The sequence below is a fragment of the Salinispora oceanensis genome (assembly GCF_000383575.1).
GTDB lineage: Bacteria > Actinomycetota > Actinomycetes > Mycobacteriales > Micromonosporaceae > Micromonospora > Micromonospora oceanensis.
In genome coordinates this window covers 4,341,058-4,357,056 of record NZ_KB911579.1, presented here as the reverse complement: position 1 = coordinate 4,357,056, position 15,999 = coordinate 4,341,058, and the positions used below count along the sequence as shown (strand labels likewise).

Below are 15,999 nucleotides of genomic sequence, written 5' to 3'. Positions count from 1 at the left end.
GGTCATTCCTCCGCGCGGGTCGCGACGTACATGCCGGCGTCGGGATGCCCGATTTGCCGCATGGTCAGCCCATGTTCCGCAAGCTCCTCGCGCAGCTCCTTCTCGTCCATGACCCACCAGTCGTAGTCCACGGCCACCTCCGAGACCGGCGATCCCTCCGGCGACCGGGTCAGGTAGGTCATGCGCCACCTGATCTGTCGTTCGCCGATCGCCCTGGCGCTCGCCCAACCCTCGTAGGTCAGACTGCCCACGCTACGGCTGGCCATACGGGTTCTCGGGACTTCGACCGGACGCGTCGGCGGAGCGAGGTTGACGACCACACGGCCCCCGCGGACCAGGCGCGGGACGACACGCGCCCACAGTTCGTGCCTGTCGTCCGGGGACAGGTGGCCGATCATGTTCATCGCCACCAGTGCCCGGACCCGGTCGGGCAGTGGTACGCCCAACGCGTCGGCCGACGAGACCGTCACCCGTGCACTCAGGCGTTCGTCCTCGTGCGCTCGGGCGAGGAGCACCGCACGGAGCGCGGGTGAGGGCTCCACGGCCAGCACCGGTGAGCCGTCGGGCAGGCTGGCGCAGATCACCGAGACGCCGCGCCCAGTGCCGGCACCCAGGTCCACCGTGACGCCGGTGTCGCCGCCAAGCTCGTGCAGGGCCTCGGAAAGTCCAGGGGCGAAGAGGCCCCACGCGTCGGCAATGAGGAGGTCTATGTACTCGGCTGACTGTGCGTACGGATCGTCCATGTCTTCCTCCGGGCTCGTAGATCTAATGATTATGACAATCGTTTCATTCAGCGCCACCCGGGCTCCGAAGCTGACGCGCGAACAGCTGTTGTGCAGCCGCCGGACCTCGGCCGTCAGCAGCTGAGTTAAAGGTGGCCTACGTCGGTAGGACGGCGCGGATTGACGGTCGCGGCGATCGTGGAGGGCGAATCTGAGCCGGAGCGGATGCCCGGGTCAGCGGGACGGGCCGCCAGGGCGTACGAGACCGGTCTCATACGCCAGGACGACTGCCTGGGCCCGGTCCCGCAGGTGAAGCTTGGCGAAGATGCGCGCTATGTGCGTCTTGACGGTCGCCGCGCTGAGCATGAGCTTCTGGGCGAGTTCGGCATTGGACAGTCCGGCACCGAGCAGGGTCAACACCTCGAGCTCACGCGGGGTAAGCGGGCTGAGGTCGTGGTGCGGTGGCACCGGGGCGGACTCAGTGGTGAACCGCTCCACCAAGCGACGGGTGATCGCGGGGGCAAGCAGGGCATCGCCGGTGGCGACGAGGCGTACCGCGTTGGCCAGGTGCTCGGGGGTCACGTCCTTGAGGAGGAAGCCGCTGGCACCCGCGGCGAGCGCCGCGTAGACGTATCGATCGAGGTCGAACGTGGTGAGCATGATGACCCGGCACCGCGGTAGCAACGCCATGACCTGCCGGGTGGCCGCGAGACCGTCGAGGTTCGGCATCCGGATGTCCATGAGAACCACATCAGGGTGGAGCCGTCTCGCCGCGGAGACGGCCTCAACGCCATCGGCGGCCTCACCTACCACCTCCACCCCGCGAGCATTGAGGATCATCCGGAATCCGGTGCGGACCAGCAGCTGATCGTCAGCGATGAGAACCCGTGGCCCCGTCACGCCGGGTCCAGGGGGATGCGGGCGCGAACCCGGTAGCCGCCGCCGAGACGACGCCGGGCGTCGAGGTCGCCACCGTAGACCGCGATCCGCTGGCGCAGGCCGCGCAGGCCGCGGCCGGCGCCATCGGCCGGTTGCCCTGCCGCGGGCAGGCCGGACAGGACGCTCGGCCCCGGATTGAGGACCTCGACGCGCAGGTACCGGTGCGCGTACCGGACCTCGACCTCGGCCCGGTCGGCTTCGCCGTGCTTGAGCACGTTGGTCAGCGCCTCCTGGATGATGCGGTACGCCGTCACGTCGATTCCGGTCGGTAGGGGATGCGGCTCGCCACTGACGCGTACGTCGACCGGCAGGCCCGCGAAGGCGATTCGATCGACCAGCTGACTCAGCTGGCTCAGGCTCGGCTGCGGCGCGTACTCGTCGGGCGTCTCGGTGGCTTCCTGGCCGTCGGCGGCGGGGGCGAGCAGTCCCAACAGGTGCCGTAACTCCGTCAGCGCATCGCGACCGGCCCCTTCAACGGCGGCCAGCGCCTCGGCGACCTCGGGTGCGACCGACTCTCCGGCGGCGCCCAGCACCTCCCGGGCGGCACCGGTCTGCACCACCATCACGCTGACGTGGTGACTCACGATGTCGTGCAGGTCCCGGGCGATGCGGGCCCGCTCGGCGTCAACCGCGGCAGCGGCGGCAGCCTGGCGCTCCCGTTCCAACAGCCAGCCCCGCTCCGCCAAGACCCGGCGGTGCCGGTGTCGCGCACGGGCCGCGGCGATCCCGAACGCCACGGCGGCTCCAGCTGCCACACCTACTGCCGCCAGCGCGGCGGCCAAGGGAATCACCGGACCACAATCTCAGATCGGGCGCGGGCACGCATCGGTCCCTGGTGGTGGTGGCGTACATCGGCAGGATGACACCCGGCGTCGAGCTGCATCCCGGCGGGGACGATTCCGGCGTGGACGCCGACCTAGCCTCGGGCCATGACAACGGTGCTGCGCCTGGATGAGGTGCGCAAAGAGTACGGCGACGCGACGGCCCTGGACGGTGTCTCACTCCGGGTCGGGTCGGGGGAAGCGGTCGCCATCATGGGGCCGTCGGGCTGCGGTAAGTCGACGCTACTGAACGTGATCGCGGGGCTGGACCGGCCGAGCGCCGGGCGGGTCGAGGTGCACGACGAGGACCTCGGCGAACTCAGCGAGGCCGGGTTGGCCCTGTTCCGGCGACGCCGCATCGGCTTCGTCTTCCAGTTCTTCAACCTGCTCGACGACCTGCCCGCGCTGGACAACGTGGCGCTGGCCGCCCAGCTGATGGGGGTTCGGGCCGGGCAGGCGCGGCGGCGGGCGCTGGAGCTCTTCGAGGAGCTCGGCATCGCCGACCGCCGTAACGCCTACCCGGCGACGCTCAGCGGCGGGGAACGGCAGCGGGTCGCCGTGGCCCGCGCGCTGATGAACCGCCCGGCGCTGCTGCTGGCCGACGAGCCGACCGGAGCGCTCGACAGCCGTACCGGCGAGCAGGTGATGGACCTGTTGCTCGACCTCAACCAGATCGGCCAAACGCTGCTGCTGGTCACCCACGATCCGGCGGTCGCCGAACGTTGCGCGAGCCGGGTGGTGGAGTTGGCCGACGGCCGGATCGTCGGCGAGCGGGCACTGGAGCGGACGGCATGAGCGCGGTATGGCGGGCCTCCCGGGCGGCGGTACGGCGACGGAGGTTCCAGACCTCGGTGATCGCGCTGGTGGCGCTCTGCGCAAGCGCGACGGTCATACTGGCGGCGGGGCTGCTGGACCTGTCGAGCGGCCCCTTCGAGCGGGCCTTCGCCGCGCAGCGCGGCCCGCACGTCATCGCCACCTACTCGACCCCGGCACCGCCCACCGACGCCACCGACACCGACACCGAGGCGGTCGCGGGCCCGTTCGGACAACTCGTCTTGGACGTTCCGGCGGACGGCGGGCCGGTTTGGGCAACCGGACCGCTCACCGTCGTCGGCCGCGCTGACCCCGCCGGACCGGTGGACCGGGTAGACCTCTGGGCCGGGCGGTGGGCCACCGACCCGGACGAGATCGTGGTGAACTTACTGCCGCCGTCGTCACCGAGCGCGGCGGACAGCTTCACCCAGGACATCATCGGGAAGAAGATCACCACGCCGGGCCGGCCGCAGCTGACCATCGTCGGTGTTGCCTACAGCGTGTCCCACACCGCCGACGCCTGGGTTTCTCCCGCCACGATGGCCCAGCTTGGGCCGACCACCGCCCAGGTGCTCTACCGCTTCCGCGACGCCGCGACCACCGCGCAGGTGGCGGCGGCGACAGCCAGCCTGCCACGTGATGGCCTGCTCGCGGCCAGCTCCTACCTGACCCAGAAGGAAGCTGTCGCCGCCGGCCCTGGCACGATCCTGCCGTTTCTGATCGTCTTCGGAGTGCTCGGCCTGATCGTCGCCGTCCTGATCGTGGCGAACGTGATCAGCGGCGCGGTCGTCTCCGGACTCCGGCACATCGGCGTGCTGAAGGCGCTCGGCTTCACACCGCGTCAGGTGGTGTCCGTCTACCTCGTCATGGTGACGGTGCCGGCGACGGCCGGTGCCGCTGCCGGGGCTGTACTGGGCACGGTCGCTACCCGTCCCCTGATCGGCATCGCGTTTCAGGGCCTTGGCTTCGGCGGTCAGCTCGAGACCGGCGCGTGGGTGCCACTCACCGGGCTCCTCGGCGTCCCGGCGCTGGTCATGCTGACCGCCCTCGTTCCCGCGTCCCGCGCCCGCCGGTTGTCCGCCGCCGAGGCGATCAATGCCAGCGTCGCGCCGAAGATGGAGCGCGGCCTGCGGGTGCAACGCGTGCTCTCCGGGGTTCGGCTGCCCCGGGCCGTCAGCCTGGGTCTGGGGCTACCCTTCAGCCGTCCCGGACGGACCGGGCTGACCATGGCGGCGCTGCTACTCGGCGTCACCAGCGTGACGTTCGCTGGCGGTCTGGCCGCGTCGCTGGTCCGCTACGGCCAGGCCGTGGACCGCGCCGACGCCGTGCAGGTGCAGGTGCGCCCGAACAACCCGTCCCTGGGCAATCCCCCCACCGACCGCACCGACCCGCAGGTGGAGTCGCTGCTACGCGGGCTGCCCGGAACCTCCCACGTCACCGCTGAGCTGCCCATGCAACTCACCGCCCTCGGCCACCGCGACCCGGTCCCGGTGAATTTCCTGCGCGGCGACTCGGCCACCCTCGGCCATCAGGACCAGCTCGTAGAGGGCCGGTGGATGACCGCGCCGAATGAGGTGGTCGCCTCCTCGGCCGCCCTCCACCACCTGGGCGCCCAGGTCGGTGACCGGTTGGAACTGGCCTATGCCGGTGGCCACGAGCCGGTGACAATCGTGGGCAAGACGATCGAGGGCGCCTTTGACCGCGACACCATCTTCGCCGACTGGCAGCTCCGCACCCGCCTCGCACCCGACCACCAGGTGGTGAGTCACGAAGTCCTCTACTACATCCGACTCGCCTCCGACACGCCGGTCGCCACCTACCTGGCCGCGGTTCGCCAGGCAGATCCAGGGCTGTCAGCCTGGTCAGCCGACTCCGGCCTGGGTAACTCCTTCACCGTGTCGGTCACGATCATTTCTATCGCCTTCGTCTCAATCATCGGCTTGGTCGTCGCGCTGAGCGTCTTCAACACCGTCCTGCTCAACACGCGAGAACGTCGCCGGGATCTCGGCATGCTGAAGGCGATCGGGATGACACCAGGTCAGGTGGTGACAATGATGGTGACGTCCATGGCCACGCTGGGCTTGGCGGCAGGTTGCCTGGGCATCCCGCTCGGGGTGGGTGCGCACCGCCTGGTCCTACCGCTGATGGCCGAGGCCGCGGAGCTCGACCTACCGGCCCGAATCACCAACGTCTGGACGGTCGGCGGGCTGTCCCTGGTGGTGCTCGTCGGCGTGGCGATCGCGGTCCTGGGCGCTGCCCTGCCCGCCAGAAGAGCCGGCAGAATCCCGATCGCCACGGTTCTCCACAGCGAGTGAGCCCTTCCGGATAGCGGGTCATGACGTTGGTTGATCAGGTGGCTTGTTGGTAGTCGGTGTGGAGGATGACCAGGGCTGCCGCGACGGTGTCGCCGATTTTCCAGGGGACAGAGGCTCATGTTGCGGGCCCGGGGCGCCCCTGAGATGGTGGCCGGCGATGCCCCGAAGGGTTGGTGCGTCGGCGGGCACGGATTGACGGCGAGGCGGATGAGGAAGGGCACACCGAAGCAGCCTCGGTTGGCGCTAATGGTTGTCGATGCTAATGGCCGCTAGGGTGCCAGCGTTACGTTTGCTGTCGAGCTGCCCCACCGGCGGGACCGACACCAAGGCTCCACTCGCGCCGTCGCGAGCAGCTGCTATCAGCCGGAGTAGAACGAGGTATTGATCGAGGCGGGTGCGCCGCCACGAGTGGACCAACTTGGATGAACTGGCTCCGCCGGCACAAACACGGCCGGCGCGGTCCTTCGGCGGTGACCAGGGGCGGCCGGCGCGGTCCTTCAGCGGTGACCAGGGGCGGCCGGCGCAGTTTCGGCGTGAGCCAGACAACGGCGGGCTGCTGGGCGGGCGCGGGGAACCCCGCGCCCCATCCATGAGGGCAACTCGACAGCAGGCGGCACAGCACTGCCTGGCCCGGCAGGACGACACACGGCCGCCCGCCCGGCCACCCGCCCGGATGCCCGCCCGGATGCCCGCCCGATTGCCCTGGCGTGCCCGTTCACGGCTGAGCAGGTCGGCCAGGCACCGCACGGTCTCCGCACATACCGACAGGCGGGCCGCTCTGGTCATCGGCCGGCGGCGGACGCTCTTGGGTGGTTTCTCGTTACTGGTGGTGATGTCGCGGCTGGTGCCGGACATAAGCACCAGTAGGAGGTGCCATGGGTGGCAGCGAAGACCGTTTCACCGGGTTGTACGAGCGGCACCACGGTGACGTGTGGCGATATGTGACTCGCCGGGTCGTCGGCGCTGAGGTCGGCGATGTGGTCGCCGAGGTCTTCCTCGTCGCGTGGCGCCGCCTGAACGAGGTTCCAATGGAATCGGCCCTGCCGTGGTTGTACGGGGTGGCGCGACTGGTGCTGGCCAACGAGGCCAGGGGGCGTCGACGGTGGCGGGAGTTGACGCTGCGGGTTGCGGCGGAGCGGGATCAGGCCGTGGTGGCGGATCACGCGGACGAGGTGATTCGCCAACGTGACGTTGCGGTCGCGTTCGACCAGGTCCCGGCGACAGATCGGGAAGTGCTTCGGCTGGTCGCCTGGGAGCGTCTGACCACTGCCGAGGCGGCGGTCGTTCTCGGGTGCTCGCGGGCGACGTTCGCGATGCGGCTGCTGCGTGCCCGGCGGCGACTTCGGGCACAACTGGGTGGGGTCAGTGCTGAGGCGGGGCCGGCGCCACGGTTCACGCCGTCGATGTCGAATGGGGGGCGACGAGGGTGAAGGCTGTAGATGAGGTTCGTCTGACGTTGGGTGGCTTGGATCCCGCGTGGGACAGCCGGCCCGAGGATGCGGAGCGTCGCGCGCGGGACCTGGCGCACATCCTCGCCTCCGACCGCACCGCTCCCCCGGCCAGGCGGGCGGTGCTACGACGCCGTCTCGTACTGGCGGCCGGCGGGGTGGTCCTGGCGGTGGCTGCTGGTGGCGTGGCGCTGGAGAGCGTTCGAAAGCCGCAGCCGGCGTACGCGGCCACTCCGGCGATGCTCACCTACGGCCCGCCGGCGAGCGCGGAACCGGCCAGCACCCGGCTGCGGCGCCTGGCGGAGGTGGCGGCGGGGCAGCCAGCACCGCCACGGCCGGACGGCACGGTGGAGCACCTGGAGTCGGCGAACTGGTTCCTGAACTCCTCGGTCACCGACGGACGGACGACGTCCGCAGTCGTGCCGGAGCAGTGGCGGTCCTGGCAGACCGACGACGGCGCCGGCCGGGAGGTCCGGAAGGCACTGCCCCCGATATTCCGGTCCGAGGCCGACCGCCGGGAATGGAAGCGGCGCGGCGGCCAGATCGACTCGTCGGAAGAGACGCGCGACTACACGGCTGGCGAGTACTACAGCCACTGGCAGGGACCAGTGCCCACCGACGCCACCGCGCTACGCGAGTGGCTCACCACGGGCGTGCCCGCCCACGAGGCACCGGTGCAGTATCTGAAGTCCGTTGCCGAACTCGCAGGGGTGCGGCTGCTGACCCCAGCGCAGCGCGCGGCGGCACTCAGACTCCTCGCTGAGCTACCGGGCATCACGGTGACCGGCACCGTCACCGACCGTGCCGGACGGCCCGGGGAAGCATTCTCGATCACCTCCGACTTCCATGGCCTACCCGCCCAGTACACAGTGATCATCGATTCGGGGTCCGGCGCATTGCTGGGATACGAGGAGGTGTTGACCGAGACGGCGGGCATGTTGAACGTGCCGATCCCTGCGGTGATCACCTACCGGTCGTACCTGGTCGCCGAGTACGCTGCCATGCCCCGCTGACAGACTCCGGGGCACGCCTTTGGATCAGCCCAGCTGGGCCGGCTATCGGGCTGCTCGCCATCGGCCCAGCCGGGTAGGCCCGCTTCGGTTAAACCGCCACACCGTTACCGCCGTACCGGTCCCCAGCAGCAGTGCCGCTTCGGCGAAGGCCAATGTGGAGTGGGTGTCGGCGACCGGCCAGGCCCACCAGTGCACCAGGCCACCGTGGCCGGTGCCGAAGAGCGCGCTGACGACCACCGCGCCGACTGGGGCCAGCGCCGCGAGTCGGGTGCCGATGATCGGGGTGACCAGCTGGGCTAACCCGAGGAAACCGATGAGGTTACGCAGATATCCGGGACCGCTCTGCCACGAGCCGGTCGCCGAGGTTACGCCGACCAGAATCGCGGTCACCAGCACGATCGCCGCGGCAACACCCAGGTCCCGAGCGGCCACCAGGCGGACCGCGGTGCCGTCCAGGTCACCGCCGCTGCGGTCGATGCCATGCCAGCGGAAGACGATCGGGACGAGCGGCAGCAACAGCGCGAACACGATCGGCACGAGCAAGCCCCCGGCCAGACTGGGCAGCGGCAGCACCTCACCGCCTATCACGATCGCGGCGGCGAGGCTCCCGGCGAACGCGACCGTCACCGCGGTCAACGCGCGGGTCCGCCACCACCAGATCACCGCGGCTGCTCCGATGCGAAGGAACCGGCCTCGCCGAGCCGGGAGTACGCCGATGCCAGCACCGGGTGGATGACGGCTCGGGCCTGCTCCTGCTCCGGCCACAGGCACAGCGTGGGCCACTGCCCAGCACACCGCGGTGCTCCGTCGCGCGGGCCACTAACAGCCGGGCCGAGCGGCAACGCCACCGTGACCGCGACCAGAAGCAGGGCGGTGCCGCTCACCGAACCGCCGATGCGGGACAGCCGGCTTCCGCCCAGCGCTCGACGTTCGGCTGCGCCAGCGCCATAAACTCCGGCACCCCACCGTGGAACCGCACCACGCCGTGATCCAGCACCACCACCTGCTGGTAGATATCACTGATGTCTTCGGTCTGATGCGCCGACACCAGCAGGTCGACATCGCCGGCAACCCCGTTGAGCACCTCCCGCAGCACCCGCCGCTGCTGCGGATCCAACCCGGCCGAGGGCTCGTCCATCACGATCAGCTTCGCGTGGTGGACCAGGGTCTGCGCGATTCCGACCCGGCGGAGCTGACCACCGGAGAGCGTCTTACTGGGTCGTTCCGACAGCTCCCGCAGGCCAACCCGACCCAACGCCTGCGCCGCGTTGGCCCAGGCATCCCGGCGGTTGAGCCCCTTCAGCCAGCCCGCATAGGCGACCTGCTCCCGCACCTTCAAACCCGGCATCGCCACGACGCGCTGCGGTAGCCAACCGACCGAACGACGGTATCGGGACCGGGTACGTCGGGCGTGACTGACCAGCCGGCCCATCCGTACGGTGCCGGCATCTGGCCGCAGTAGCCCCACGATCAGTGACAGCAGCGTGGACTTACCGGCACCGTCAGGGCCGAGCAACACCGTCGCACCGGGCTGAAACTCGATGGTCAGGTCACGGATCACCGGAACACCTGCCCGATACTGGAACGAACAATCCCTGATTTGTACGGGCACCAGGTCAACCTCGCGAATCGGTCTTCGACGGCAGCGTTGCGAGTGGGTTCACGATCCCGATGCGAGATGTGGTGCGTCCGTGGACGGTGGGGGCACCGTCGTCCGCCGACGAACTCTGTTGACCCGCCCCTCGGCGGCCTCGACATGCTCGACGATCGCCTCGCCGACCGCTTGGGCGAGCCTTGGCGGCACAGCGTTGCCGATCAGTCGCCCTAGGGGCGCGAACTGCACCGGACCCTCAGGCGCTACGAACTCGTAGTTGGGTGGGAAGCTCTGCAGGATGGCGGCTTCGCGCAGTGAGATGGCACGGTCTTGCTCGGGGTGCCCAAACCGGCCGGCGCCGTAGTTGTACGACAGCGTCGTGATCGTCGGTGCGGGCTCATCCCACACCATGCGAGCGTAGACGTTCTGGAAGGTGGAGCCGGACGACCTCCGATGGCACGGTGCACGGAGGCTCTCGTCCCATTCTTCCCAGGTGCCGCCCGGCTTCGAGGCCCGGATTCGTTCCAGGTTGATGCTCGCCAGCGTGGGGCTCTTGTGTAGCCGGTCTGCTGGATCAACTTCGCCGTGGCCGATGGGTGTGAGCTTTCGGATGGCTTGCTCAACTGTGGGATAGCTGCTTGACTCTACCGTGCCTTTGGGCACGCTGATCTCGCCGAGGCGGGAGGCTACGAGAACCAGACGACGTCGACGCTGGGGGATGCCATAGGTTGGGCAGTGGCAGGACTTGAAGTCTACGAAGTAGCCGAGTTCTTTGAGACAGTCGACGAACCTTCTGAAGATCGACGTACTGATGATCCGGGGAACGTTCTCCATTGTGACCACCTCGGGCTTGACGCCCTCGACCAGGCGACGCATTTCGTCAACGAGGGGCCACTGCGCTTCTCGGGACGTGTCCACTCCCCGGCGGTATGAGGAGAAGGGCTGGCAGGGCGCGCAACCAGCGAGGACACGTAGGCTGCCCTTCGGCCACATCGCATTGAGCTCGTCGGCACTTAGGTCGCACACGTCTTTCTGATAGAAGGATGCGCGGACGTTGGCCCGGAAGGGATAGTCGCAGCTTGGGTCGAGGTCCACCCCGGCGACGATGTCGACACCGGCCTCCTGCAGGCCGTAGGACAAGCCGCCCACCCCACAAAAAAGATCTACAGCGGCGATCGTAGCGGGTCGTCGTGGAGCCATGCTGGGACCTTAGTAGGTCGCCCCACCTCGGCGCGGCCCCGGATGCGGGCAGATGGGCTTGTCCGAGCCCTGGCAGCAACGCTGCGGTGACAGGCTGCGTTGATGAGGTGGCAAAGAGGGCCTTCGCGCTGCCGCTGGGCTCTGACCGTCGAATTTCGTCGAGTCGGAGGGTGATGCGCCAACGGAACCATGGAACATTTGTTCGATTCGCAGTCCTTTGTCGCACCCGCTTCCTACGCTGAGCGTCAATGGACCGGGCACGGCGCGTCAACGGAGAGGAAGAACCGATGAGCGGCAAGGCGGTGCAGTCACTGGAGGAGGCGTGCGATGCCTTCGTCACCTGGCTCGATCGGCGGGTGGTCGCGGCGGGCCGCGGGGACGACCTGGATCGCCTGGAAGTGGCACCGTCGGGGACCTTCTGGCTGGGGCGACTCGCGTGCGAGGACGAGGTGCGTAAGGGCACCAGCGACGACCGAGCTGAGCGGCTGGACCCGTGCGCGATCGGCATCCGGTTCCGGCCAGCCGAGGCGCCGTCGTGGTCGATGACGGTAACGGTACGGGCGCGCGCCTGGGTCAGGGACCCCAAGGATGGTCCCGACCCAGACCGGCGCTGGTGGCGTACGGGTCCTGTTGAGGAGAAGATCTCCGTCGTGGCCAGCGCCGATGGCGGAACCTTCGGCGCGGAGCAGCTGCGAGATGCCTTCAGCGCCGTGGGAGCGCCGGGCCTCACGGCTGAAGTCCGGATCGATGTGGAGGATTGGCACCAGGACACCGAACTTGTCCTACAGCTGGTCAACACCAGCCCAGAGAAGGCCCGCGATCTGACCGACTCGCACCTGTATGAAGCGCAGCTGGAGGTCACGGGTCTCACCACCACCCCGTTCCAGTTGGAGTCCTTGCCGGACAGCTTCCGCTACGACCGCGACGTGCCGGCGTATGGCATCAATGTCGGGGTCGAGGTGCCCACGCCCGGGGTGTTCCGCAGTACGGACACCACCACGGTGCAGACCGTCCGCCCCGACTACTGGAACAGCACCCGGCCGGAGCCGACGCTGTCGTTCGAGCGGCTCGCCACCGACCCGATTCCGGAACTCACCGCACTGGTAGACGCTCTCGAAGAGTACGACCACGCCCACTGGTCTTCATCGGCGCTGGCCGCCCGGGAGACAGCTGAGGGCTGGACACCGGGAATGCGCGCCGAGGCGGAGCAGGAGGCCACCGATGTGTTCGCCGAACTCGACCGGCTTCGAACCGGGCTGCAGCTGCTGCAAACCAATCGGGACATTCGCCAGTCGTTTCAGCTGATGAACAAGGCGATCGGGTTGAGCGCGAAAGGGCGCGGCTACGACGCCTGGCGACCGTTCCAGGTTGGTTTCCTGCTGTCCACGATTCGCTTCCTCGCCGAACCCGCCGATGACGCTAGATTCGTCGACACCGTCTGGTTCGCCACCGGTGGCGGCAAGACCGAGACCTATCTGGGGCTGCTGTTGACGACGGCCTTCTTCGATCGGCTCACCGGTAAGCGTACCGGCGTGACGGCCTGGTCCCGGTTTCCGCTCCGGCTGCTGAGCTTGCAACAGACGCAGCGTTTCGCCGACGCGCTCGCCGGGGCCGAGCTGGTACGCCGTGATGCGGCGGCGCATCGGGTAGCCGATGTCAAAGGTGCTCCGTTCAGCCTCGGGTTCCTGGTCGGCCAGGCCGGTACGCCCAACAAGATCGTGCCCAGGCCGGAGGGCGACGAGGTCGGTCCGGATAGCCCCGGCGTACCTGACAAGTACCGGGTGCTGCTGCACTGTCCGTTCTGCCGCGACGAAGACCTGCAGATGAAGTTCGACCGGCAACGCTGGAAGCTGGAACATCACTGCACCAACACGCACTGCCCCTGGAAGCGCGGGGCGCTGCCGGTATACATCGTTGACCAGGAGATCTTCCGCTTCCTCCCGACCGTGGTGGTGGGTACGCTGGACAAGGCCGCATCAATCGGCCTGCAGCAGGCGATGCGCGGTCTCGTCGGGCCGCCACAGAAGATCTGCTCGGTCGAATGGCACGGCTTCACCTACGCGACCAGGTCGAAGACACCCAACGGCTGTCTGGTGCCCGATTGCCAGGGCACGCTCAATCCGCTGCCGATGCCGGCGGAACGGTTCGCACCGTCGCTGCGACTGCAGGACGAGTTGCACCTGCTGCGCGACAGTCTCGGTGCCGTTGACTCGCACTACGAGAGTCTGCTCGACTACCTACAGCACGAGCTGTCCGGTAGCCACACCAAGATCGTAGCCAGCAGCGCGACGCTAACCGGATACGACCGCCAGGTCGAGGTCCTCTACCGGCGCGAAGGCCGGGTCTTCCCGCAGCCGGGTCCTCGCTCGGGGGAGTCTTTCTGGACGGTGCGCAAAGCAGAAAAGCTGCGGCGTTTCGTAGCGGTTGCGCCGCGCGGAGTGACACTGGAGCACGTCAGTGACCGGACTTTGGACGCTCTGCAGCGCTGCGTACGGCGGCTAGTGGACGAGCCGTCGGCCGTCTGCACAGAGGCTGGTATCGATCCAACGCACGTTGATGAACTGCTCAGCCTCTACGGTACAAACGTGGTCTACGGCTCCACCCTGTACGACGTCGAGGCCGCCGGTCGAAGCCTCGGCAGCAACAACACCGTCAACGCCATCAACGTCGAGCAGCTGACCGGGCAAACCGACTTCGACGAGGTGCGGGACATCCTGGAGCGACTCGAAAAGCCCGAAGAAAAGTTCGCGGATCGCATTCACGTAATCGCGGCTAGCTCGATGTTGTCACATGGGGTGGACATCGACCGGCTCAACACGATGGTCATGCTGGGCTTGCCGCTGACAACGGCTGAGTTCATCCAGACCACCGCCCGGGTCGGTCGTCGACACCCGGGCCTGGTGTACGTCCTGCACAAGATCGGCCGGGAGCGCGACGCCCAGACGTTCCGGCACTTCGACAAGTATGTGAGCCAAGGCGATCGGTTCGTTGACGCCATCCCGATCACGCGCCGCAGCCGACGGGTTCTAGCCCTCACGCTTCCCGGGCTGGTTGCGGCGCGCACCCTGATGGTGCACGAGCCGGCCAGCAAGCAGCGGTTGAGCACACCCGCGAAGCTGCGCCAGTACGTCCGCGACGCGAAACTGACGCCGGATGTCGAGGCAGCGACTGTGGCGGAGCTTCTCGGCCTCAACGGGCCAGAGGATTCCCTACACCGGCAGCAGATCGTCGAGTGGGTCCGCGAGTGGTTCGCCGACCTCGAGGACCCGGCCACCACGGCCCGTTTCATCAGTGAGATCGGCTACCCCTCCCCCATGCGGAGCCTTCGGGATGTGGAGGCCCAGGCTCCCATTCACGACTGAAGGCGGACGACATGACGAAACTTGGTTCCCGTAGTGGCAGCCAGATCCTGCGCACTTTCCTGCCGGCGCAGACGGTTGACCTGCGCGGCAACATCTACCGGGTGGACGAGTGGTCGGCCCCCAGCCCGATCGAAATCGACTCCGACGTGGTGCGGTGGAGTCTGTTGACTGAGATCGGCGCGTGGACCGCCAACGACAAAGACGGCGGCATGGCCGGGGAGCTGTTGCGTAAGGTGCCGGTGGAGGTCGTCGAGCTCGATGAACGCCGCGGCGTGACCGTCGAGAGATTTCCGCGAGTCTGGCTGTGCCGGGTCTGTAAACGCATCGGCACGTCCGAGGAGGCACACTGCAAGTGCGGCAAACGTGCCTGGGGTCAGCTCCACTTCGTCGGCGTGCATGAATGCGGGGCGATCACCGAGCCCCGGATCCGGCGATGCTCGCAGCACGACGACGTACGGGTGGTCGTGCCGAGGAGCGCCAAGGCCGCGGACATCCGCTTCGTGTGCCCGGACTGTGACACACCGACTATGCCGGGGCTGGGCTTCCACAAGAAGTGCGGGTGCGGTGAGGGCACCGTGCGCTGGAACGTGCACAAGGCCCGCATGGTCTATGTGCCGCGGGGCATGGTGCTGATCAACCCACCTCGGCCCGAGCATCGGGAGAACCTCAAGCTCGCCGGGGGTCCACGCAAGGCGCTGATCTGGGTGATCGAGGGTCTACAGGTGGCGAGGCCCGCCGACGTAACCGCGAAGCAGACCCGCGAGGAACTGGTCGATCAACTCATCGCCGGGAACATGCCGCCGGAGATCGCGGAGCAGATGGTGATGGTCGCCGAGCAGGCTGGCCAGTTGGCCAAGGCGGGCGATCACCCGGTTGACCGACTTGCCCCGACCCGGCGTGAGGTGGTCGAACGGGAGGCCGTCGACATCGCGATGGCTCTGGCCGAGAGCCGGACCCCGACGACGGCGTTACGCCTGCCGAATCCCGACGACCCACTCGAGTTACGCTACCGGAAGAAGTACCCGCAGGCCCTGCAGCGGGCCGGCATTGACGGGCTCGACCTGGTTGACAAGTTCCCGATCCTCAACGCCATGTACGGCTACACGCGGGGTGAGGACGATCCGTCGAAGTGTCGGCTGGTGCCGTTCCGACGCAAGCGGGGCGGCTACCGGCTCTACGGCAACCTGGCCGAAACCGAGGCGTTCCTGATCCGGCTCGACCCGATCCGGGTCGCGACGTGGCTGGCTAGTCGCGGTCACCGGCTTCCGGGTTGGACGCCGGATTGCATCGACCCGGTCGTGGCTCGAGTCGCCATTCTGGAGTCAGCCTCGGTTCCCGACAAACGCGACGATCCGCGGGTGGAGTCGATCGGCGCTGACGTGTTGAAGCTGATTCACACCTATGCCCACCGGCTCATCCGGCAGACCGCCGTCTTCGCCGGCATCGAGCGCGACGCGCTCAGCGAGTATCTCGTGCCCCACCATCTCGGCTTCTTCTTGTACTCGGCCGCCCGGGGCGACTTCGTACTCGGCGGCATGCAGGCGGTCTTCGAGTCGAACCTCGACGACCTGTTGACCGCGTTCGTTGCCGCAGAGCACCGTTGTCCGCTGGATCCGGGTTGCGGGATCGGTAGTGGGGCTTGTGCGGCCTGCGTGCACCTGGGCGAGCCGTCGTGCCGGTTCTTCAATCGGTTCCTGGACCGTGGTGTGTTGTTCGGGCGGAGCGGCTACCTGCGGATCTCGACCTGATCCGCTACCCCGGTGTTCTTGATC

The 15,999-nt window shown here is 68.2% G+C and carries 13 protein-coding genes; 6 read left to right on the top strand and 7 right to left on the bottom strand.

Annotation, left to right across the window (positions count from 1 at the left end):
- Window positions 1-2: 2 nt before the first annotated feature.
- The 3 genes from SALPAC4_RS0120035 to SALPAC4_RS0120025 form a co-directional block, all read right to left on the bottom strand.
- The gene (locus tag SALPAC4_RS0120035; RefSeq protein ID WP_019871853.1) at window positions 3-743 is read right to left on the bottom strand and encodes a class I SAM-dependent methyltransferase; all 741 of its coding nucleotides are present in this window, start codon (window positions 741-743) and stop codon (window positions 3-5) included.
- 213 nt (window positions 744-956) lie between these two features.
- Complete coding sequence (locus SALPAC4_RS0120030; RefSeq protein WP_019871852.1) at window positions 957-1,622, bottom strand: response regulator transcription factor; 666 nt, start codon at window positions 1,620-1,622, stop codon at window positions 957-959.
- Window positions 1,619-2,452 (bottom strand): sensor histidine kinase, encoded by an 834-nt coding sequence (locus tag SALPAC4_RS0120025; protein WP_019871851.1) that lies wholly within the window; start codon window positions 2,450-2,452, stop codon window positions 1,619-1,621. The genes SALPAC4_RS0120030 and SALPAC4_RS0120025 overlap by 4 nt, the downstream gene beginning before the upstream one ends.
- A 138-nt stretch (window positions 2,453-2,590) precedes the next feature.
- Between SALPAC4_RS0120025 and SALPAC4_RS0120020 the strand changes: the two genes are divergently transcribed.
- The 4 genes from SALPAC4_RS0120020 (at window position 2,591) to SALPAC4_RS0120005 (ending at window position 8,071) form a co-directional block, all read left to right on the top strand.
- The gene (locus SALPAC4_RS0120020) at window positions 2,591-3,277 is read left to right on the top strand and encodes an ABC transporter ATP-binding protein (RefSeq protein WP_018732439.1); all 687 of its coding nucleotides are present in this window, start codon (window positions 2,591-2,593) and stop codon (window positions 3,275-3,277) included.
- Window positions 3,274-5,610 carry an ABC transporter permease gene (locus tag SALPAC4_RS0120015; RefSeq protein WP_019871850.1) on the top strand — a complete coding sequence of 779 codons (2,337 nt, stop codon included), beginning with the start codon at window positions 3,274-3,276 and terminating at the stop codon, window positions 5,608-5,610. The genes SALPAC4_RS0120020 and SALPAC4_RS0120015 overlap by 4 nt, the downstream gene beginning before the upstream one ends.
- 875 nt (window positions 5,611-6,485) lie before the next feature.
- A complete protein-coding gene (locus SALPAC4_RS0120010; protein WP_019871849.1) occupies window positions 6,486-7,040 on the top strand; it encodes an RNA polymerase sigma factor in 555 nt (184 codons plus the stop codon).
- On the top strand, window positions 7,037-8,071 hold the full coding sequence (locus SALPAC4_RS0120005) for a CU044_5270 family protein (RefSeq protein WP_019871848.1): 1,035 nt from the start codon (window positions 7,037-7,039) through the stop codon (window positions 8,069-8,071). Before SALPAC4_RS0120010 ends, SALPAC4_RS0120005 begins: the two co-directional genes overlap by 4 nt.
- Before the next feature lie 42 nt (window positions 8,072-8,113).
- On the opposite strand, the gene SALPAC4_RS0120000 is transcribed toward SALPAC4_RS0120005, so the two are convergent.
- The 4 genes from SALPAC4_RS0120000 to SALPAC4_RS0119985 form a co-directional block, all read right to left on the bottom strand.
- Window positions 8,114-8,734, bottom strand: a complete 621-nt coding sequence (locus tag SALPAC4_RS0120000; RefSeq protein WP_019871847.1) for a hypothetical protein — start codon at window positions 8,732-8,734, stop codon at window positions 8,114-8,116.
- On the bottom strand, window positions 8,731-8,955 hold the full coding sequence (locus SALPAC4_RS0119995; protein ID WP_019871846.1) for a hypothetical protein: 225 nt from the start codon (window positions 8,953-8,955) through the stop codon (window positions 8,731-8,733). The genes SALPAC4_RS0120000 and SALPAC4_RS0119995 overlap by 4 nt, the downstream gene beginning before the upstream one ends.
- Window positions 8,952-9,632 carry an ATP-binding cassette domain-containing protein gene (locus tag SALPAC4_RS0119990; RefSeq protein ID WP_019871845.1) on the bottom strand — a complete coding sequence of 227 codons (681 nt, stop codon included), beginning with the start codon at window positions 9,630-9,632 and terminating at the stop codon, window positions 8,952-8,954. Before SALPAC4_RS0119990 ends, SALPAC4_RS0119995 begins: the two co-directional genes overlap by 4 nt.
- Window positions 9,633-9,731: 99 nt before the next feature.
- Window positions 9,732-10,865: a DNA cytosine methyltransferase gene (locus SALPAC4_RS0119985; RefSeq protein WP_050564996.1), complete on the bottom strand. Its 1,134-nt coding sequence runs from the start codon at window positions 10,863-10,865 to the stop codon at window positions 9,732-9,734.
- 287 nt (window positions 10,866-11,152) lie between these two features.
- Between SALPAC4_RS0119985 and SALPAC4_RS0119980 the strand changes: the two genes are divergently transcribed.
- Both SALPAC4_RS0119980 and SALPAC4_RS0119975 read left to right on the top strand, forming a co-directional pair.
- Window positions 11,153-14,227 (top strand): helicase-related protein, encoded by a 3,075-nt coding sequence (locus SALPAC4_RS0119980; RefSeq protein ID WP_027644899.1) that lies wholly within the window; start codon window positions 11,153-11,155, stop codon window positions 14,225-14,227.
- 11 nt (window positions 14,228-14,238) lie between these two features.
- Window positions 14,239-15,975: a hypothetical protein gene (locus SALPAC4_RS0119975; protein WP_019871842.1), complete on the top strand. Its 1,737-nt coding sequence runs from the start codon at window positions 14,239-14,241 to the stop codon at window positions 15,973-15,975.
- Window positions 15,976-15,999 lie beyond the last annotated feature (24 nt).

What these genes read in the sequence shown, in the direction of transcription:
- SALPAC4_RS0120035 (WP_019871853.1), bottom strand. Translation starts at nt 743, where the DNA reads ATGGACGATCCGTACGCACAGTCAGCCGAGTACATAGACCTCCTCATT.
- SALPAC4_RS0120020 (WP_018732439.1), top strand. Translation starts at nt 2,591, where the DNA reads ATGACAACGGTGCTGCGCCTGGATGAGGTGCGCAAAGAGTACGGCGAC.
- SALPAC4_RS0120015 (WP_019871850.1), top strand. Translation starts at nt 3,274, where the DNA reads ATGAGCGCGGTATGGCGGGCCTCCCGGGCGGCGGTACGGCGACGGAGG.
- SALPAC4_RS0120010 (WP_019871849.1), top strand. Translation starts at nt 6,486, where the DNA reads ATGGGTGGCAGCGAAGACCGTTTCACCGGGTTGTACGAGCGGCACCAC.
- SALPAC4_RS0119985 (WP_050564996.1), bottom strand. Translation starts at nt 10,865, where the DNA reads ATGGCTCCACGACGACCCGCTACGATCGCCGCTGTAGATCTTTTTTGT.
- SALPAC4_RS0119980 (WP_027644899.1), top strand. Translation starts at nt 11,153, where the DNA reads ATGAGCGGCAAGGCGGTGCAGTCACTGGAGGAGGCGTGCGATGCCTTC.
- SALPAC4_RS0119975 (WP_019871842.1), top strand. Translation starts at nt 14,239, where the DNA reads ATGACGAAACTTGGTTCCCGTAGTGGCAGCCAGATCCTGCGCACTTTC.